Origin of the sequence: Microcoleus sp. N3A4 (assembly GCF_036701805.1) — a bacterium.
Taxonomy (GTDB): domain Bacteria; phylum Cyanobacteriota; class Cyanobacteriia; order Cyanobacteriales; family Microcoleaceae; genus Microcoleus.
In genome coordinates this window covers 31,886-50,321 of sequence record NZ_JAUBRJ010000036.1, presented here as the reverse complement: position 1 = coordinate 50,321, position 18,436 = coordinate 31,886, and the positions used below count along the sequence as shown (strand labels likewise).

Below are 18,436 nucleotides of genomic sequence, written 5' to 3'. Positions count from 1 at the left end.
TGGCAGTTGGCAGTTGGCAGTTGCTAGTTGCCAGTTGGCAGTTGTTAGTTGGCAGTTGGCAGTTGCGAAGAGCTGTGCAATAACAAATAACAAATAATATCAAATCCGGTGGCATCGGAATTATATAGTGCGAGCGTCCCCGCTCGCGATTCACTCCGCGAGCGGGGACGCTCGCACTGAGATAATCTAAATATATTATTCCGATGCCACCGGACATAATATAACAACCAACAACTAACAAATAACCACTAACAAATAACCACTAACAACTGACAACTGACTAATGACTACTGACAAACCGTTAGGCTCTGTTATTCAAGGTTCCCTGAGCAAGGGATTAGAAGTGCGACTGCACGCCGATGTTTCGGTGGAAGATATGAGGGTGGGGAAATTTCTAGTAGTGCGGGGGGTGCGATCGCACTTTTTCTGTATGCTCACCGACGTGTCTCTCGGAACATCCAGCGCCCGCATTTTATCGAATCCTCCCAATCCCAACGACGATTTTCTTCTAGCAGTGCTAGCCGGTAGCAGCACCTACGGTACGATCGAACTTTCGCCGATGTTGATGCTGACTGCAGAACGAGAAAAACAGCAGGCAATTTTTGACCCGACGAAAAACGGCGGAGTTCGCGAGAATAAGCTGGCGTTAGGAAATTTGGCTTCTTTTGAGTCACAAACGGGTGCGGATATTGAGTTGCTGCCGGTCAAAACTATTCCCAGCCACTTTTCCCAGGTGTTTGATGCCAAAGAAACCGATTTTCGGGCAGTTTTTGGCTGGGAAGATGACCCGTACCGCCGCAATTTTGCGATCGGCAAACCGATTGACATGGACGTTGCTGTGTGCTTGGATTTAGACCGGTTTGTGGAACGCAGCAACGGAGTTTTTGGCAAGTCGGGAACGGGAAAATCTTTTCTGACGCGCTTGTTGCTGTCGGGAATTATTCGCAAGCAAGCTGCGGTTAATCTAATTTTTGATATGCACTCGGAGTACGGGTGGGAAGCAGTTTCGGAAGGGAAACAGTTCAGCACTGTTAAAGGTTTGCGGCAGTTGTTTCCCGATAAAATTCAGATTTATACCCTCGATCCAGAATCGACCAAACGCCGGGGAGTCCGCGACGCTCAAGAGTTGTTTTTGAGTTTCGATCAAATTGAAGTGGAAGACATCGCGCTGGTGCAGCGCGAGTTAAATTTGTCGGAAGCTAGTATCGAAAATGCGATTATTTTGCGAAATGAGTTGGGCAGTGGTTGGATCAACAAGTTGCTGGAAATGACCAACGAAGATATCCAAATGTTTTGCGAAGAAAAGCGGGGAAATAAATCTTCAATTATGGCTTTGCAGCGGAAATTAGAGCGATTAAACGATTTGAAATACATTCGCAAACGCTGTCCGAAAAATTATGTAACTGAAGTTGTGCAGTGTTTGGATGCGGGGAAGAATGTAGTAATTGAGTTTGGTTCGCACTCGGATTTGCTGTCATATATGTTAGCAGCAAACGTGATTACTCGCCGCATTCACGGATCTTACGTGCGGAAAGCTGAGAAGTTTTTGCAGAGTAAAAATCCGTGCGATCGCCCGCAGCCGTTGGTGATTACCATTGAGGAAGCCCACCGCTTTCTCGATCCGGCGATCGTCCGATCGACTATTTTCGGTACAATTGCCCGAGAAATGCGAAAATACTTTGTAACCCTGCTGATTGTAGACCAGCGCCCGTCAGGAATCGACGCCGAAGTCATGTCGCAAGTCGGAACGCGCATCACAGCTTTGCTAAACGACGATAAAGACATCGATGCTATTTTTACCGGCGTTTCTGGAGGGCAGAGTTTGCGATCGGTTTTGGCAAAACTCGACTCCAAACAGCAAGCATTAGTTTTGGGGCACGCCGTACCCATGCCCGTAGTCGTGCAAACTCGTCCTTACGACGAGCAATTCTACAGAGAAATTGGGGATATTGACTGGCAAGAAATGCCCGATGAACAAGTATTTGCAGAAGCTGAAGCTGCCAAAATGGATTTAGGATTTTAACAACAGATTAAACCATTATAAACTCCCTCTTTATCAGCGTTAATCTGCGTGCATCTGCGGTAAAAAAATCTAATTCCTATGTTTTAATAATTAATTCAACGCGGCGGTTTTTCTCCCTCCCCACCGGGTTGTCTGAGCCGTCTAAATTATTATTAGGAGAAATCGGTTTAGTTTTGCCGTACCCTTTGGTTTGCATTCGGGTATTCTGCACCTTGAAAACGTTGATAAAATAATATTTTACCGCTGCGGCTCGCTTCTGGGAAAGTTCGAGATTATAGGAATCTTCCCCGTGGTTGTCGGTGTGTCCGTTGATGAATATTTGGGCGTTTTTATAATGTCTCAGCAGCAGATTTATCTTGGTGAGAGTGGGTTTAGCTTGGGCGCGGACGTTATATTTGTCAAAATCAAATAAAATAGTTTCTGGCACATTAATTCTGATGCCTTCTGGTACTTTTTCGGCGTTCAACTCTGTTTCAATCTTTTTCACAGTCTCGGTTGTTATTTGAGTTGGTAGCTGCTCCTCTGTGGCAGTCTGATTAGCGGTGATATTCTCAATTTTTACTGTAGTCTGAGCAATAATTTCAACTTTTACTGTAGTAGGAGTAATTGGTATTACTTCTAAGGTTGTAACTGCTGTTGATTCTGATTCAACAGTATCGACTTTTGCGGATTTACTGGCAGCCAACTGAGAGGATGAGGTCGCGAAAAGCAATGATGAGATTATCGTAGTATTAATCAGTCTAATGAGCTTGGTCATTTCTCAATCACCTGTTAATTGGAATATTGAAGCTGATACCTGAACATTGTTGAATTTCTTTTCCATTTTTTCCCTCAGAAGAGCAAGGGAAACTTGACTTTAGCGACAGGTGAGTAGCTCCGGGTGCTAACCAACCTACGAATACAAACTGCCCTTTGAGCGTAGTGCCTGGTTTAATCATAATTTCGGTATTATTAGAGGGAGGTAATAAATTATATCGGACGTTATAGGATGTGTTGTCTTCGAGATATATACCATCTTTAACGTTAAGCCTGACAACTTCCTGACGACCATTTGTAATCGCCATAGTCACTATAATGCTATTTTCACCAAAGGTAATTTTTGTCAGCCGTCCCCATAGTTGGTTAGTTATAACCCGGAGGTCGTAAGTTTGCGTAGGTGGCAGAGAGTTTGTAGTTTTCTGGGCAACCTCTAAACTCGTTTGAGTCGGACTTGGTTTTGGAGATTGAGTTTGAATTGGCGTAGGAGTTGGAGTATTGGGTGCGGGCGATGCGGCGGGTTCTTGTGCTATTGGTGTTTGAACGGGAGGTGAAATGGATGGAGTTTGAATTGGCGTAGGAGTTGGGCTATTGGGTGGGGGCGACGCGGCGGGTGCTTGTGCCAATGGGTTTTGCACACAGGCGACACACACCAGCGATAGTAATGCTAGTTGTGGGAAATTTTTAGCTTTCATTGCAGCACCCGATCGAGCTTTTGTGCTAATTTTAATATAGAGTAGTCGTTTTTGTTGCGGGTTTAATCTAGCCTTGAGAATTAGATGAGCTACAAAGTGCGATCGCCCTTAAAATCTCTTTAATTAGAAATTACGATCGAACGTCAAAAAAATTAGCCCCCAGCTTTCAGTCAAAAGCTTTTCCCCTTTCCCCCCCCTCACCCCTCATCCCTAACTTCACAAAATCTGCATAAGCTTAAATCTGGTTGAGCATCGCGGCACAATTCAACTTAAACAGCCCAACAGCCAGCCTTTATACACCTTTACTTTCTCACAGCCGAGTTGTAGTAGCATATTCTAAGAAAAATGTCAATATATATTTTAAAGCCTAAGCCGTAGCTAATACGGCGATGGAGTTCGGTTATCTCGCATCGCAGCATCTAGGCAGCGAGAAAATTTCAAGCGATGATGGAACAGAGAGCAAAACAAAGCCCTCGAATTGCATGAGTCTGTTTGCATGAGTCTGTTTGCATGAGTATTGTGAAGTTGAGTAGGAGTTAAAACTAGCAGGGAATTTAAAACCTTAAGGAAAAATGTAGAATCTTGACCTTAAGACAGAGGTTTTTACCCTTTACGATCCTCAAAAATGGTAATAATATTGAGAAAAGTAAACTATTGCTTCACTGAGCCTTGAACTAGCCGTTAAAGCTAGCGAGCTACCGAAAATCGACGGGAATTACTGGAAAATCAAGCACAAAAGTAATCCCATACAACAAGCTTCTACCGATCGTCACCGATAAACAGGAGGGGGAACATCCCTTCTGTGGCAGTATTTATCCCACTTGGAAAAGTGGGACAGGGTATCACCAACTTTTTATCTGTTGTTACAAGGAGTGCAATACTCACCCATGTCCACCACAACCCCCAAAAACAAAACAGTGAAAGCCGATCGCATGGGCACCCGGCCATACTCCTCAACGGATACGGTTCGTACCTATCTGCACGAGATCGGTCGCGTGCCGCTGCTCACCCGAGAAGAAGAAATTGTTTTCGGAAAGCAAGTGCAGCAAATGATGAAATTAATCGAAGCAAAACAAGCACTTGCTAAAGAATCGCAGCGGGATCTAACGAATCAAGAGTGGGCTGCCGAAATGGAGTTGACCGAAGCTGAACTGAACCGGATATTGCAGTTAGGCCGGCGCGCCAAGCAAAAGATGATTGAAGCGAATTTGCGGCTAGTAGTGGCGATCGCCAAAAAATACCAGAAACGCAATATGGAATTCTTGGATTTAATTCAAGAAGGCACCCTCGGTTTAGAACGAGGAGTCGAAAAATTTGACCCGATGCGGGGATACAAATTTTCTACCTATGCCTACTGGTGGATTCGCCAAGCAATTACCCGCGCGATCGCCCAACACGCCCGCACCATTCGATTGCCAATTCACATCACCGAAAAACTCAATAAAATCAAAAAAGTGCAGCGGGAACTCACGCAGCAGTTGGGTCGCTCTCCCTCCCCAGCGGAAATTGCCGCCGCCTTGGAACTGCAACCTTCCCAAATTCGGGAATACCTGCTGATGGCCAGACATCCAGTTTCTTTGGACTTGCGGGTAGGAGATAATCAAGATACCGAACTGCAAGAACTCTTAGAAGACGAAACTGCATCTCCAGACAACTACATTACCTCGGAATTGCTGCGGCAAGACCTCGATACTTTGATATCAGAACTTACCCCCCAGCAGCGAGATGTGATAATTCTGCGCTTCGGTTTGGAAGACGGCACTGAAATGTCGCTGGCAAAAGTCGGAGAACGGCTCAATCTCAGCCGGGAACGGGTGCGGCAGCTAGAACATCAAGCCCTCGCCCACCTGCGGCGGCGCCAATCTCAAGTCCGAGAATACTTGGCCAGTTAGTCACTAAAAAAGTTGAGATTTTTCCCACAATCTCAACTTTTTTTTTCGTGTTGGCACGGCGCTGGGAAGGAGAGTTTTATAGCCGTAAAAAAAAAGAATGCAACTGTAGGGCCGTACTCCAAACCCTTATGGAATAGCTCACGCCAACTTCTTCAATTCTAAAATCTAAAATCTAAAATCTAAAATCTAAAATGGTATTATTTGAGGGGTCGATCGCGCTTTCGGCAGATCGCAAAATTTGTCAAGACTAATCTTATATTTAAGTTCAGGAACCGGGCGGGCGATCGTTCCTTCAAGTTAATAACCAGCGTGAAGCCAGATACCCGGTTTCTCTACGAGCTTTTTGAAACTGGTACAAGAGGCAAGAGGTGCTTCGAGGCAACTATTTTAAATTTTGGGGTCTGGAGTGGTTTTGACTTATTTGATATTGACAGGAAGTTTAGAAGCGATCGCGATCGCGCTTGCTCTCTCGCCCGGTAACTTCAGCATCGCATTCCCCGCACGCGGGACACAGCACTCGGACATCAAATCCGGCGTTTTGGGCTCGCAATCTCCCCCAAATCCTGCGCCAGATACAGTTAGCACAGGTTTAGCAGAGGGAATTTACCTCTACGGTCAGTCGAGCAAACCAGAGGAACTTAAAAAAGAATATTTTGTATTTGAAATGCGGCAGAGTAAGGTAGTCGGCGCTTTTTACCTGCCTCGGTCTGCTTTTTACTGTTTTTACGGCACAAGCGATCGAACTCAGTTAAATTTAACAGTAGTGGATAGTTACGACGGCAGTCGCTCTCCCTACTCCGTAAACTTGCAACAGTATTACCCCATTTCGAGCATCAGCGACAACGATCGGCGCATCTTGGGTATTTGCAAGGAAGCTCACAAACAGCAGGTGTGGGGAAACCAGCAGCAGTAGTTCGATCGGCTTAAAAGTGTGGCGAAGCACAAATCTGCCTGTAGGAAAAACGATCTCGAAACCCGGTTGCTTCCTAAATGCTTAGCTGTCAAACCTCTCTCATAAACCGGGTTTCTTTAACCAAGACCTTCGCCATTTTCTTGCTTTGTTTAGTAGAGCGAAGCAAAACGAAGACGCATTTGTTGGGTACGATGGTCTCAACCCAACCTACTTTCTGAGATAATTTTCCCCTTTGGCCGAGGTATTGTTTAACGAAAAACGAGTTCTCATCCCCATGCCTGAAGTCAGCGGATGTTAGCTGTATACTCCTTAACAACGCAGCGGTAGGATGCCCCCCACACGAAATTGGAAATACTGGAGAAAATGTGAGGCTCCGGGGCACCCTAAAACACTCCCCAGCAGTCAGGGCGCAGGAAACAGCAGTAAAATTGCTTCTGAGTTGACAATTTCGGACGGACACCACACACACGGCAAGATGAAACTGCGTCGGAAAACACTATCAATCGTTGGCATTACTATCGCGGGACTGACTGGCATTCTATATGCCACCTCCTCAAGAATCCTCTTGGGCAGCCTTGCCAAAGCAGAGGAACAAGAAGCTACACAGGTTGTCAAGGGAGTGCTCAACGTGTTCGGACAAACCGCAGATGACTTCAACTCGCGCTTTGCCGACTGGTCAGCGTGGGACGACACCTACGCTTTTATCCAAAACCGCAACTCAGAATTCATTGCCTCCAATTTAATTCCAGAAGGGCTGGCTAATATAAGAGTTAATATAGCCGTATTTGTCAATACTTCTGGCAAAATAGTTTACGGTACGGGTTTAGACAGCGAAAAGCTGAAACTAACGCCTGTTCCAGAAGCATTAAAACAGCACATTTCTCTAAATGACCCGCTATTGCAGCACCCCAACGCCGAAAGCAGCCTCGCTGGTATCCTGCTGCTACCGTCAGGGCCGATACTGATTACTTCCCGACCAATTCTCACGACTAAAAGCACCGGCCCGATCCGAGGTACGCTGGTATTCGGGCGCAATTTGGATGCTGCGGGCATTGCGAAGCTTTCTAGAATTACTCGCTTGCCGCTAATCGTACACAGCGTTAATGAGGCTCGGTTGCCTGCAGACTTTCAGAAAGCGCGGGAGAAACTGTCGGAAAAAAAACCGATTTTGGTGAGTCCTTTAAGCGAAGAGTCGATCGCGGGTTACACTCTGATCCGCGATATTTACGATCGACCTGCGCTGCTATTGCGGGTTGATATCCCCAGAGAAATATACCGGCAAGGTCAGATCAGTTTGCTGTACCTGCTGGTGTCTGTAGGGTTAGCCGGAGTTGGGTTGGTCGGCTGCACTCTGCTGCTGCTAGAGCATCTGGTACTATCTCGGTTGAGCGGTTTGGCGAAAGCAGTGAACTGCATCAGCAGCAGCCAAGACCTCTCGGTACGGCTGCCCGTGACGGGCGAAGACGAGTTGTCAGACCTTGCCCGTACTATCAACGGAATGCTGGGGGCGATCGCCCAAGCCGAAAGCGAACAACTTGAGGAAAAAGCCCGCTACCGAGCCGTAGTCGAGCAAGCTACAGAGTGCATTTTCCTGTGGGACGCTCAAACCAAACGCCTTTTGGAAGCCAATACAGCGTTTAGAAACTTGCTCGATTACAGTCTTGATGCGATTTCGCAACTGACTGTTTACGATATCGTCGCTTACTCTAAAGACCTAGTTGACAGCAATATCGAGTTGATGCTGGCGGACAAAAAATTCAGAATTGGCGAAGTTCTCTACCTGCGACGAGACGGTTCCTGTGTGGATGTAGAAGTAAGCGCCAACGTGATTTCCTACGGTGGCCGCGAGATTATTTGCACTGTTTTCCGCGACATTACCGAACGCAAACAAGCCGAAGCCGAACTGCGAGCCTCCGAAGAACGCTACAGACTTTTGTTTAAAAATAACCCCCATCCGATGTGGGTTTACGATTTAGAAACTCTGGAATTTATAGCCGTCAATGAAGCTGCTATCCACCACTACGGCTACACTCGCGACGAATTTCTCAACATGACCATTGCGGACATTCGTCCCCCCCAAAAGCTGCCGAGATTGTTAGAAAATATATCCCAAGTAGATGTCGGTATTGATTTGGCAGATGTGTGGCAGCACCAGACAAAAAACGGCACAATTATTGATGTAGAAATTACTTCTTATGCTCTGCTATTTGATAGCAGAACTGCCGAATTAGTGCTGGCTCACGACGTGACCGACCGCTTGCAAGCTGAGGCAGAACTGTACAAGGCAAAGGAAGCAGCAGAAGCAGCGAGTTTGGCTAAAAGTCAGTTTTTGGCTAACATGAGCCACGAACTGCGAACTCCTCTGAACGCGATTATCGGTTACAGCGAGATTCTGCAAGAAGATGCTTTGGATTTGGGGCAAGATGATTTTGTTATTGATTTAGAAAAAATTCACAAGGCCGGGAATCATTTATTAGGATTAATAAATGATATTCTAGATTTATCAAAGATTGAAGCCGGCCAGACGGAGCTTGACTTAGAAACTTTTGACCTGTCGGAGGTAATTCAAGAGGTAGCGACAACTGTTAAACCACTATTTTTGCGAAACTCCAATCGCCTGAATGTTGAGTATCCAGATCGGATTGGCGACTTCCACTCAGATCGAATGAAACTGACTCAGATTTTGTTTAATTTGCTCAGCAATGCAGCTAAGTTTACTCAGCAAGGAACGATTACACTCAGCGTTAAAAGAATTACAAAGGACGAGAATAGTTACGATTCTGACTGGTTAATTTTTAACTGTGCTGATACTGGAATTGGGATGAATGCGGAACAGGTACAGAAGTTATTTCAACCTTTTACGCAAGCTGATGCTTCGACTACCCGCAAGTATGGAGGTACGGGTTTGGGTTTAGCAATTGCCCAGAAATACTCTCAGATGCTAGGGGGAGAAATTAGCGTTAAGAGTGAGCTTGGCAACGGGTCAACTTTTACTGTAAAGTTGCCGGCCTAGTTATGAATCGATTTGAGATTTTGGATGAGGAATTGAATAATTGATGCCACATTTATTAATACTCAATACCTGGCTGAGCTTTAATTCCTTGTTCCCGGAATGGATGCTTGACTAAAGTCATTTCTGTCACCAAGTCAGCGCGTTCAATTAGTGCAGGTGGTGCGCCTCTACCTGTTAAAATAACGTGGGTTTCTTCAGGTTTTTGGTCTAACCCTGCTAGGACTTGTTCTACTTGCAAATAACCTAGCTTTAATGCTATATTAACTTCATCTAAAAGCACTAATTTAAATTCGGGATTGCAGATAAAAGTTATAGCTTTTTCCCAGGCTTTTTGAGCTGTTTCGATATCTCGATCGCGGTCTTGCGTGTCCCAGGTAAAACCTTCTCCCATTGCATGAAATTCTAGCTGTTTTTCCCAGAGTTGAAAAACAGCTTTCTCTGCGGGTTCCCACGCGCCTTTGATAAATTGTACTATGGCGACGCGGTAGCCGTGACCGAGCGATCGCACAACCATTCCCAAAGCTGCGGTGGTTTTGCCTTTGCCGTTACCTGTATTGACTATAATTAAACCTTTTTCTTTGGAGGAGTTAGCAATTCGCTGCGCCTGTACTTCTTGGCGGCGCTGCATTTTCTGTTTGTGCTGTTCCGCTGTTAAGCCAGTGGTTGCAGTGGTTTCTGTATTGGTTTCCATGAGATTTTTTTAACCGCAGATGAACGCAAATAAACGCTGATAGATGCAAGATGTCTAGTTATTCCCAGACTGCTTGCAAGTTTAGCACGAAACCGGGCAAAACATCTTCTCCCGATAGTTCTGTTGGAGATGCCAAAATTTCTTTTTCTTGTCCTTGGCGATAGATTTCAACTCGGCGGGTTTTGCGGTTAATTAACCAGCATAGTATTACTTGGTTATTCATGTATTCTTCCATTTTGTCTTGAGTGTCTTTTAGGCTATCGGTGGGCGACATTAACTCTAAGACAAAATCCGGGGCAATCGGAGGAAATTTTTGTTTTTGTTCGGTAGTTAGTGCATCCCATCTTGATTTTTCAATCCAAGAAACATCGGGAGAACGATTTGCACCGCTGGGCAGTTTGAAGCAAGTTGAAGAATCGAAACAAACTCCCAGTTTAGTTTGTCTGTTCCAAATTCCAAAATCAGTAGCTATTTCAAAATTGCGGTTTCCGGTTTCTCCTCCTGTGGGTGACATGACGATTATTTCTCCTTGGGCGTTGCGTTCAAATTTGACATCGGGGTTTTCGCGACAGAGTTGATAAAATTGGTCGTCGGTTATTTGGGCGATCGCATTAAAATTGATGGTAACTGCTATCATGGTATTTTGTCGGGATTTGTTGTGATTATTTAATAGTTGTCATGGCAATTTTTGGCGGAAATCATATTGTAACAAAATCGCTTGTTTGCAATTAGCTGTCAACAATTTTATAAAAAGCTTTTTCTACAAAACACTTGCAGACATACCAATAATAAAATGCAATGTTAATTTCGCTAAACAATTTAGGTACTCCCTCTAGTAAACTGGAAATTATCTGGTTTTTTAAATGCAGCGAATCCACGCCGATCGCAAAAAACAACAAGCCCAACCCAGCTAACAGTATTTGGTAGGGAGTCAACTGTAGTTCTCGCCGAAAAAACCATCCGTAGGAGGACAAAACAAGGGCGTACAAAAGACTTACTCCTAGCTTGGGAATTCCTAATGCTATCATATATATATGAATTCTGTAAATTTCATTCAGGAGAAATCCACCTGTTAACAAAGCCGAGAACAAAATAAATCGATTTTCTGAATGGCGCGGTTGAATAGTTTTAGCCAAACCATAGCTAAAAGTACAAACAATGACTGGCACAGAACATAATAGTTGAAAGGTGCGAGTTAACAAGGCAACATTGGGAGTGCGGGCGAAAAAAGGGTGAAAGAATAAATCGCTAACTTTTAAACCTGACATTTGAGTTAATATCAGCAGGATTATCACCAGCAAAACCGATAAACAATTGAGTCGCAAAACCGAGCGAAAAACAGTCATAAGCGAGGTACAATACAAGTAAACTTGACCGCAAAGAAATAAAAAAATACTTCTCCAGTATAGCTGCTAATTTGCTAAAGTAAGAAGAGTATTATCAAACAAGGAGACAGTCATGCTGTCAGTACAAGAAGCAGAATCGATCGTTCTAAATTTGGCGCAACCCCCCGACAGTCAGCGGGATGTAGAAACTGTGGACTTGTTGGCAGCATCGGGGCGAATTTTGGCTGCGCCAGTGACAAGTCCCCTGGATTTTCCCTATTGGGATAATTCGGCAATGGATGGGTATGCGGTGCGGTTTGCTGATGTGGAAAATTGCAGCGCCGAAACACCAGTCGCACTCGATTTAGTTGAAGAGATTCCAGCGGGATATCAGCCTCAACATACTGTACAAGCGGGACAAGCGGCGCGAATTTTTACGGGTGCTGTGATGCCTGCAGGTGCTGATACGGTGGTAATGCAGGAGGAAACGCGGCGTGAGGGCGATCGTATTTTTATCTTAGTTTCTCCTGAAAAACCGCAAGCATTTGTCAGGCACAAAGGCGCTTTTTATCAAGCAGGAACAACTTTGCTAACTCCCGGTACGGTTATCAACGCCCCAGAAATGGCGGTATTAGCAACTGCACAGTGCATTCAAGTTCGGGTTTACCGGCGCCTGCGGGTGGCAATTTTTTCTACGGGTGACGAATTGGTATCCCCAGACGAACCTTTGATACCGGGGAAACTGGTAGACTCGAATCAGTATGCTTTGACAGTTTTGTTGGCACAAATGGGATTTGAACCGATTCGATTGGGGATTGTTCGTGATAATGAAAATGCGTTAAATAAGGCGATCGATCGGGCTGTTGCTACAGCAGATGTGGTGCTTTCTACGGGCGGCGTTTCGGTAGGAGACTACGATTATATTGAGAAAATCTTAGGGAACTTGGGAGGAAAAATTCACATTAGTTCTGTGGCGATTAAACCGGGAAAACCTTTAACGGTTGCTGCGTTTAAACGAAATCAAAAAAAATCGGATTCGCCGATTGCGAGTTCGGATTGTCTCTATTTTGGTTTGCCGGGAAATCCGGTTTCAGCTTTAGTCTGCTGTTGGAGGTTTGTTGTGCCTGCTTTGAGAAAGATGTCTGGAATTGGGTCTGATGCTTGGGGGCCGGAGTTTGTCAAAGCTAGGTGCAATGTTGAATTGCGATCGCACGGCCGGCGGGAAACTTATGTTTGGGGTAAACTACATTTAGTTGCCGGAGTCTGGGAATTTGAACCTGCTAGCGGCAGCCAAAATTCAGCGAATTTAATTAACCTCGCCAATACGAGTGGTTTAGCAGTTTTGCCTCCAGGGGACACCTGGATTGGGCCGGGCGAATTCGTTGAAGTTTTAAAAGTTAGTCCTTAGTTAGTTGTTATGGGTTATTTGTTATTGGTTCGGTATAAGTTCATGTAACATATTAACAACTAAGTAATCTTCCTTCTTCCTTCTTCCTTCTTCCTTCTTCCTTCTTCCTTCGTATTATGAGAATTTTAATTGTTGAAGACGATCCGATGATGCAACTGGGATTAGAGCAAGTTTTAGCCGATTCCCCAGAAATAGAAATAGTAGGACAAGCAGAAGACGGCTATTTAGGTGTAGCAGCCGCACTGAAACTCAAACCTGATATTATTGTGATGGATATCGGTTTGCCGCGGCTCGACGGCATAGCAGCGACGCAGCAAATTAAAGCACAACTGCCGGAAGTTCGAGTAGTAATGTTAACTTCTCACACGGCAGAAACTGAAATTATTGCTGCTCTTTCTAGTGGTGCTGATGCTTATTGTATTAAAGGTGCTACCGTAGACAGGCTGTTAGCAGCGATTGCAGCCGCCGCAGAGGGGGCTACATACCTCGATCCTCAAATTGCCCGTACTGTCATCGAACATCTCAAACCCCCGATCCCTGCCTCTACAACTACTTTTGGTCAGTTGTCGCAGCGGGAATTGGAGGTGTTAAGATTAATGGTGGAAGGTAACAGCAACCCGGAAATTGCAGCGGCGCTTTACTTGAGTCCAAATACTATTAAAACTCACGTTCGCGGTATTATGAATAAGTTGGCAGTGGATGACCGCGTGCAAGCAGCCGTTGTAGCGCTGAGAACTGGATTGGTGTAAAGAAGTCAGTAGTCAGCAGTCAGTAGTCATTAGTCAGTAGTCAGTAGTTATTTGTTGTTTACTACCAATGCTTTTCTGCGAAGATGCTTTTCTGCCCAATTGCCAATTGTCAATTGTCAATTGCCAATTCCTAATTCCCAATTCCTAATTCCCAAAAAGTTTATGTCTGAATGGATAGAAATCGGTAAAATTGTAGCAGCTCAAGGTTTGGACGGGGAAGTGCGAGTCTATCCCGATTCGGATTTCCCGGAAAGGTTTATCGAACCGGGGAAGCGGTGGATTTTGCGCCCTAATAAAAGTGAACCGGAACCGATCGAGTTTTTGGGCGGTCGCTACATCCCGGGCAAAGGGCTGTATGCTGTAGAGGTAGAGGGTGTGGAAGACCGCGACGGTGCTGAGGCATTGCGGGGCTGCAAGTTGTTTGTTGAAAAGACCGATCGACCTTACCTCGAATCTGATGAGTTTTACGTCCAAGATTTGATCGGTATGGAAGTTTTTAACCAGTTAACCGGGGAAATTTTAGGCAAGGTAAGTGATATTATTCCCGCAGGTAACGACCTTTTAGAGGTAGAAACGAATCTAACGCCGTCGGAAACTGTCGTCGCAGAATTAGAAAAGCCAAAACAGCCTGAAACTCCCAAAGCAAACGCTGACCCTAGAAATACCCGCAAACCACGGAAAATTCGCGTTAAAGAGCCTAAATCCACAAAAATATTGATTCCTTTTGTGGAAGAGATTGTGCCAGTTGTTGACTTAGAACAAGGCAGAATTGAAATTGTGCCTCCTCCTGGTTTATTGGAATAATATCATGTCCGGTCGAGCGACCGGACATGATATTAGTTATTAACAATTCCCAATCCCGAATTTCCAATTCCCAATATTAATTATTTTCTCTATTTGTGTACCGCACTATCAAGTAACTGATGGAAAGCGCGAAAATTGCAGTTGCCAAACCAATCAAGTCGGTTGCTGTTTTCTTTTCCAGATCGAGAATAATGATTTTTCGAGATACTGCTATCAAAGAAGTTACAATTACTAGCTCTACTTGAATTACGTGCTTTTTGAGATAAGCTGTAATATTTTCCAATATTTCCAGAGCAATTAAAATATTTAAAAATAATCCAAATATAACAAACAACGTATCTCTTAACAAAGTCTGGGGGTCGTTTAGCAATTCTTTTGCTAAAAAAACCAGCAAATCGCAAACGCTGACGATAATTACCAAAATCATCGCCAGTGATAAAATTTTCGATATTATTACTTCTACACTTTCTGTAAAATGCAAAAATTGTTCATCATTGCCTAACTTAGAAATTTGCCTAAATATTTTTTTCAGCATACCAGTGATTTAGTCATCATTCACTGATGATATCGTTTCCGGTTGCATCGGAATCATATATTTGGAGCGTATCAGTGCGAGTGTCCATAGCGAACGACATAGATCGTTCGCTATGGACGACGTGAGCGCTATATAATTCCGATGCTACCGGATTTGATATGATTCTGTCATTGTTCCGTACAGTTTGCAAGCGCCCAACTCTGCGATTGCTTGGTTTCACTGCGCCACCAGGCTGTGGGGAAGGTGGCTGCGGAGGCTATGCCTGCCGATTATATTTTAGAGTTTTTCATGTCGGTCAGGAATCGATCGCACGCGATCGTACTCCTAATTAATAAAATTTTGCCATTAAAAATCCTCAAACTATTGGCTAGCAATATTTTGAGGACTTTAAGAAACGGTGCGATCGCAGAATCAACAACTCTCAAGAGATAATGATTGTTGACTCCCGGCTCGCTCGGCCCAACACAAGAGAGCTAAATATTTAGCTCGGGTGGTTTAGTAGCGACGAGAATTGCCACCGCGATCGTTGTTGCCCCAGTTACCGCTGTTAGAAGGACCGCGTTCTTCGCGGGGTTTTGCCTTATTGACCTTGAGGTCGCGACCCATCCACTCAGCACCGTCAAGAGCCTCAATGGCTGCGGCTTCTTCTGCTTCAGTAGACATTTCTACAAAAGCGAAGCCCCGCATCCGACCTGTTTCCCGGTCAGCAGGCAACTGAACGCGCTTTACTGTTCCGTACTCTCCAAAAGTTTGGTTGAGGTGCTCCTGCGTTACTTCGTAGGATAAATTGCCGACATAGATTGACATTGAACATTCTCCAGAATCAGAGGGTGTAGAGATTTAAATCCGGAGGAACGCCGATAGAACGAACTGTACTGCCGAAAATAAAGCCTTGTAAAAAGATGATAGCACATACAGGTGCAAACTGCAATTGTCTGACTCGATTAATTACAAAGAAGGCAGAAGTCATTCGTCAGAAGGAAAAACCCCGAATTAAAGAAGGAAAAACTCAGAATAATTTAATTTTCCTGGTTCCCGGGTTCTGCCGGGGAAACCTAGCTTTTAGGGTGCGTAATGGCTCAAAATTGCTCGCTCGACAGAGGTTTTGAGTCCAGTAGATCACCCTGCGATCGTGCCTCAGCAACTGCTCAGAAACCCGGTTTTTTGACAAAAAACTAGGATTTTACGCGAGCCTGCGGCAAGAAACCAAGGTGATGAGATTGGTGGGGCTATGTGAGTTGTCACATCCCATAGTTGGATGCCAGCTCAAGAAGTGACGGCTAGGGTGGATTTTGCCCAATGAAATTCCCCAACTTCTGCTGCAACTTCTGCGGCAACTTCTGCTGCTGTTTCTGCCCCAACCAGCACCAACTGCACCGCACAAGCTTTTAACTCGGGCTGTTTGGAATCTGGACAGCTTGCAGAATGAGTCATGGCATTAGCTTCAGCACCTTCAGCCCAGAGAGAACCCCAGTGCATCGGTACAAATAGCGTACCCGGGGCGATCGCCTTTGTGACTTTTGCCGGAAACTGCGCCTTGCCGCGGCGCGATCGAACTTCCAGCAAATCCCCCTCCTTAATCTGCAATTTGGCAGCATCGCGGGGGTGAATTTCCAAAAACGGATCGGGGTGCAATTGATTAATTTTTTCTGTTCTACCCGTGCGCGTCATCGTGTGCCAGTGTCCGTAAAGTCTCCCTGTCGTCAACACAAACGGATAATTCGGATCGGGAGGTTCTGCCAGTCCCCGGGAGTGATAGGCCGAAAATCTCGCCCGCGCATCAGGAGTGTGAAAACGCCTGTCAGTATACAGCCGTTTCGCTTCGTTCCCTGGATGCACAGGCTCGTTTTCCCGGCAAGGCCACTGCTGCGGCCCTTCTTGGCGGATGTATTCGTGGCTCAGACCGGTCATGTCGCAAGGCTGGCCCCGCGTCAACTGCGCGTACTCTGTAAAAACCTCCGCACTGTTCTCGAAAGCAAAGTGTTCGGCAAAACCCAACCGGCGGCCCACTTCAGCGAAAATCCTCCAGTCGTCGCGCGCTTCCCCGGAGGGAACGTCGAAACCGGGACAAAGCGTAACGCGGCGTTCGGAATTCGTCATTACTCCGGTTTTTTCGCTCCACTGCGTTGCCGGCAGCAGGATGTGAGCGTAGGCTGAGGTTTCAGTGGGATAGTAAGCTTCTTGATAAATAGTAAAGGGCGATCGCAGCAAAGCCGCCTTAGTGCGTTCCAAATCCGGCATACTCACCACCGGATTAGTAGCTGCAATCCACAGCAACTCGACATCGCCAGTTTCCAAGCCCACAATCATGTCCCAAGCTGTGCGGCCCGGATTCGGGGAAATGCTTCCCGGTGCGATGCCCCAAAACTCCTCGACTTGGGTTCTGTGTTCGTCATTTTTCACAAACCGGTATCCCGGCAATAAGTGAGACAGTCCTCCTGCTTCCCGCCCTCCCATCGCGTTTGGCTGGCCGGTCAGGGAAAACGGGCCGCATCCCGGTTTGCCGATTTGACCGGTCATCAAGTGCAAATTAATCAGCGATCGCACCTTTGCCGTGCCTTCCGACGACTGGTTGATTCCCATCGACCACAGCGACAAAACCCGCTGCGACTGTTCCCAGTAGTTGGCCGCCGTTTCTAACTCGCTGACAGTAATCCCGCAGCGCGAGGCTACAAACTCCGGCGTGTAGCTGCTAACAACCTCAGCAAAAGCTGAAAAATTCGCCGTGCATTCTTGAATAAACTCAGGATCTATTGCTTGCCTCCGCAACAGCAAATATGCAATTCCGTTAAGCAAATCTATATCCGTACCCGGTTTAATTGCTAAGTGCAAATCCGCCGCTTCAGCAGTCGGAGTCCGCCTCGGATCTACCACAATCATCTTGACATTTGGATGTTTTTTGTGGTATTTTGCTAATCGGTTAAACACAATCGGATGGCATTCCGCTGCATTGCTGCCGATAATAAAAGCGCAATCTGTTAATTCTAAATCGTCGTAACAGCAAGGCGGCCCGTCCGAACCAAAACTTTGAACGTATCCCGAAACTGCTGAAGACATACACAAGCGAGAATTGGCATCAAAATTATTTGTACCCAGACAACCTTTCATGAGTTTCTGGGCAATATAATAATCTTCTGTAGCGAATTGACCCGAACCGTAAACGCACAAAGCATCGGGGCCGCTGGTGCTGCGAATTGTTTGGATGCGGTTAACAATTGCATCGAAAGCTTCGTCCCAGCTAGCGCGGCGGAACGGTTGGTCGAGAGTATCTCGCATCATCGGATAAAGTAGCCGATCGCTCCGAATCGACTCTGCTACCGTTGCTCCCTTAATACAAACCATGCCCTGACTCGATGGGTGATTGCGATCGCCCCGAACTTTCCAACTTTGTTTTTTGTCTGGAACAACTTCTAGACCGCAACCTACACCGCAATAAGGACAAAGAGTTTTTATAGTTTCCATCTGGTGATTTTAGATGCTAATTTTTGAAAGCTAATGGGTAATTGGTAATTTGTTATTATAGTAGGAACTGATGGCTCCTGCAAATAACGTTTTAATAATTACTAAATTACCGCAAAAATGCTTCATATAAACGGACAATACCTGATTTTAAATTAACCGCTATCTCGCTC

16 protein-coding genes are annotated in these 18,436 nt (G+C 45.6%); 8 read left to right on the top strand and 8 right to left on the bottom strand.

The annotated features are described in order from the left end of the window. The first annotated feature begins 283 nt into the window (after positions 1 to 283). Entirely contained in the window at positions 284 to 2,023 is a 1,740-nt protein-coding gene (locus QUA56_RS20645; RefSeq protein WP_333360966.1) for an ATP-binding protein, read from the top strand. Between the two features lie 76 nt (positions 2,024 to 2,099). Here the strand turns inward: QUA56_RS20645 and QUA56_RS20640 are convergent, their stop codons facing one another. Together QUA56_RS20640 and QUA56_RS20635 are read right to left on the bottom strand one after the other, a co-directional pair. Next, positions 2,100 to 2,780 (bottom strand): OmpA family protein, encoded by a 681-nt coding sequence (locus QUA56_RS20640; RefSeq protein WP_333360964.1) that lies wholly within the window; start codon positions 2,778 to 2,780, stop codon positions 2,100 to 2,102. Positions 2,781 to 2,787: 7 nt separating this feature from the next. Then, a complete protein-coding gene (locus tag QUA56_RS20635) occupies positions 2,788 to 3,474 on the bottom strand; it encodes a hypothetical protein (RefSeq protein ID WP_333360961.1) in 687 nt (228 codons plus the stop codon). A gap of 887 nt (positions 3,475 to 4,361) precedes the next feature. On the opposite strand from QUA56_RS20635, the gene QUA56_RS20630 reads away from it, so the two are divergent. The 3 genes from QUA56_RS20630 to QUA56_RS20620 all read left to right on the top strand — a co-directional run bounded on the left by QUA56_RS20630 (position 4,362) and on the right by QUA56_RS20620 (position 9,292). Then, positions 4,362 to 5,366: an RNA polymerase sigma factor, RpoD/SigA family gene (locus QUA56_RS20630; protein WP_333360960.1), complete on the top strand. Its 1,005-nt coding sequence runs from the start codon at positions 4,362 to 4,364 to the stop codon at positions 5,364 to 5,366. A gap of 406 nt (positions 5,367 to 5,772) precedes the next feature. Then, positions 5,773 to 6,279, top strand: a complete 507-nt coding sequence (locus QUA56_RS20625; RefSeq protein ID WP_333361008.1) for a hypothetical protein — start codon at positions 5,773 to 5,775, stop codon at positions 6,277 to 6,279. A 328-nt stretch (positions 6,280 to 6,607) separates the two neighbouring features. Further along, on the top strand, positions 6,608 to 9,292 hold the full coding sequence (locus QUA56_RS20620; protein ID WP_333360957.1) for a CHASE4 domain-containing protein: 2,685 nt from the start codon (positions 6,608 to 6,610) through the stop codon (positions 9,290 to 9,292). Between the two features lie 55 nt (positions 9,293 to 9,347). Here QUA56_RS20620 and cobO read toward each other — a convergent pair whose 3' ends face one another. The 3 genes from cobO to QUA56_RS20605 form a co-directional block, all read right to left on the bottom strand. Next, positions 9,348 to 9,983, bottom strand: coding sequence for a cob(I)yrinic acid a,c-diamide adenosyltransferase (gene cobO / locus QUA56_RS20615; protein ID WP_333360955.1), 636 nt, complete (start codon positions 9,981 to 9,983; stop codon positions 9,348 to 9,350). A 58-nt stretch (positions 9,984 to 10,041) separates the two neighbouring features. Beyond that, the gene (locus QUA56_RS20610; RefSeq protein WP_333360953.1) at positions 10,042 to 10,620 is read right to left on the bottom strand and encodes a Uma2 family endonuclease; all 579 of its coding nucleotides are present in this window, start codon (positions 10,618 to 10,620) and stop codon (positions 10,042 to 10,044) included. A gap of 91 nt (positions 10,621 to 10,711) precedes the next feature. Next, positions 10,712 to 11,251, bottom strand: coding sequence for a hypothetical protein (locus tag QUA56_RS20605; protein ID WP_333360951.1), 540 nt, complete (start codon positions 11,249 to 11,251; stop codon positions 10,712 to 10,714). A gap of 190 nt (positions 11,252 to 11,441) precedes the next feature. On the opposite strand from QUA56_RS20605, the gene QUA56_RS20600 reads away from it, so the two are divergent. From QUA56_RS20600 to rimM, 3 genes are all read left to right on the top strand, one after another. Beyond that, positions 11,442 to 12,716 (top strand): molybdenum cofactor synthesis domain-containing protein, encoded by a 1,275-nt coding sequence (locus tag QUA56_RS20600; protein WP_333360949.1) that lies wholly within the window; start codon positions 11,442 to 11,444, stop codon positions 12,714 to 12,716. Positions 12,717 to 12,832: 116 nt separating this feature from the next. Then, a complete protein-coding gene (locus tag QUA56_RS20595; RefSeq protein WP_333360947.1) occupies positions 12,833 to 13,465 on the top strand; it encodes a response regulator transcription factor in 633 nt (210 codons plus the stop codon). Positions 13,466 to 13,627: 162 nt separating this feature from the next. Then, complete coding sequence (rimM, locus tag QUA56_RS20590) at positions 13,628 to 14,269, top strand: ribosome maturation factor RimM (RefSeq protein WP_333360945.1); 642 nt, start codon at positions 13,628 to 13,630, stop codon at positions 14,267 to 14,269. Between the two features lie 76 nt (positions 14,270 to 14,345). Here rimM and QUA56_RS20585 read toward each other — a convergent pair whose 3' ends face one another. After that, positions 14,346 to 14,804, bottom strand: coding sequence for a phosphate-starvation-inducible PsiE family protein (locus QUA56_RS20585; RefSeq protein ID WP_333360943.1), 459 nt, complete (start codon positions 14,802 to 14,804; stop codon positions 14,346 to 14,348). Positions 14,805 to 15,014: 210 nt separating this feature from the next. Here QUA56_RS20585 and QUA56_RS20580 point away from each other — a divergent pair, with 210 nt between their 5' ends. Further along, positions 15,015 to 15,236 (top strand): hypothetical protein, encoded by a 222-nt coding sequence (locus QUA56_RS20580; RefSeq protein WP_333360941.1) that lies wholly within the window; start codon positions 15,015 to 15,017, stop codon positions 15,234 to 15,236. Positions 15,237 to 15,299: 63 nt separating this feature from the next. Here the strand turns inward: QUA56_RS20580 and QUA56_RS20575 are convergent, their stop codons facing one another. Beyond that, a complete protein-coding gene (locus QUA56_RS20575) occupies positions 15,300 to 15,611 on the bottom strand; it encodes an RNA-binding protein (protein ID WP_333360939.1) in 312 nt (103 codons plus the stop codon). Positions 15,612 to 16,070: 459 nt separating this feature from the next. Beyond that, positions 16,071 to 18,266, bottom strand: a complete 2,196-nt coding sequence (locus QUA56_RS20570) for a nitrate reductase (RefSeq protein ID WP_333360937.1) — start codon at positions 18,264 to 18,266, stop codon at positions 16,071 to 16,073. Positions 18,267 to 18,436 lie beyond the last annotated feature (170 nt).

Bases quoted from the DNA above. Each gene is read 5' to 3' on its own strand.
- QUA56_RS20610 (WP_333360953.1), bottom strand. From the start codon at position 10,620: ATGATAGCAGTTACCATCAATTTTAATGCGATCGCCCAAATAACCGAC.
- rimM (WP_333360945.1), top strand. From the start codon at position 13,628: ATGTCTGAATGGATAGAAATCGGTAAAATTGTAGCAGCTCAAGGTTTG.
- QUA56_RS20575 (WP_333360939.1), bottom strand. From the start codon at position 15,611: ATGTCAATCTATGTCGGCAATTTATCCTACGAAGTAACGCAGGAGCAC.
- QUA56_RS20640 (WP_333360964.1), bottom strand. From the start codon at position 2,780: ATGACCAAGCTCATTAGACTGATTAATACTACGATAATCTCATCATTG.
- QUA56_RS20585 (WP_333360943.1), bottom strand. From the start codon at position 14,804: ATGCTGAAAAAAATATTTAGGCAAATTTCTAAGTTAGGCAATGATGAA.
- QUA56_RS20605 (WP_333360951.1), bottom strand. From the start codon at position 11,251: ATGTCAGGTTTAAAAGTTAGCGATTTATTCTTTCACCCTTTTTTCGCC.
- QUA56_RS20600 (WP_333360949.1), top strand. From the start codon at position 11,442: ATGCTGTCAGTACAAGAAGCAGAATCGATCGTTCTAAATTTGGCGCAA.
- cobO (WP_333360955.1), bottom strand. From the start codon at position 9,983: ATGGAAACCAATACAGAAACCACTGCAACCACTGGCTTAACAGCGGAA.
- QUA56_RS20635 (WP_333360961.1), bottom strand. From the start codon at position 3,474: ATGAAAGCTAAAAATTTCCCACAACTAGCATTACTATCGCTGGTGTGT.
- QUA56_RS20595 (WP_333360947.1), top strand. From the start codon at position 12,833: ATGAGAATTTTAATTGTTGAAGACGATCCGATGATGCAACTGGGATTA.
- QUA56_RS20630 (WP_333360960.1), top strand. From the start codon at position 4,362: ATGTCCACCACAACCCCCAAAAACAAAACAGTGAAAGCCGATCGCATG.
- QUA56_RS20645 (WP_333360966.1), top strand. From the start codon at position 284: ATGACTACTGACAAACCGTTAGGCTCTGTTATTCAAGGTTCCCTGAGC.
- QUA56_RS20620 (WP_333360957.1), top strand. From the start codon at position 6,608: ATGCCCCCCACACGAAATTGGAAATACTGGAGAAAATGTGAGGCTCCG.
- QUA56_RS20570 (WP_333360937.1), bottom strand. From the start codon at position 18,266: ATGGAAACTATAAAAACTCTTTGTCCTTATTGCGGTGTAGGTTGCGGT.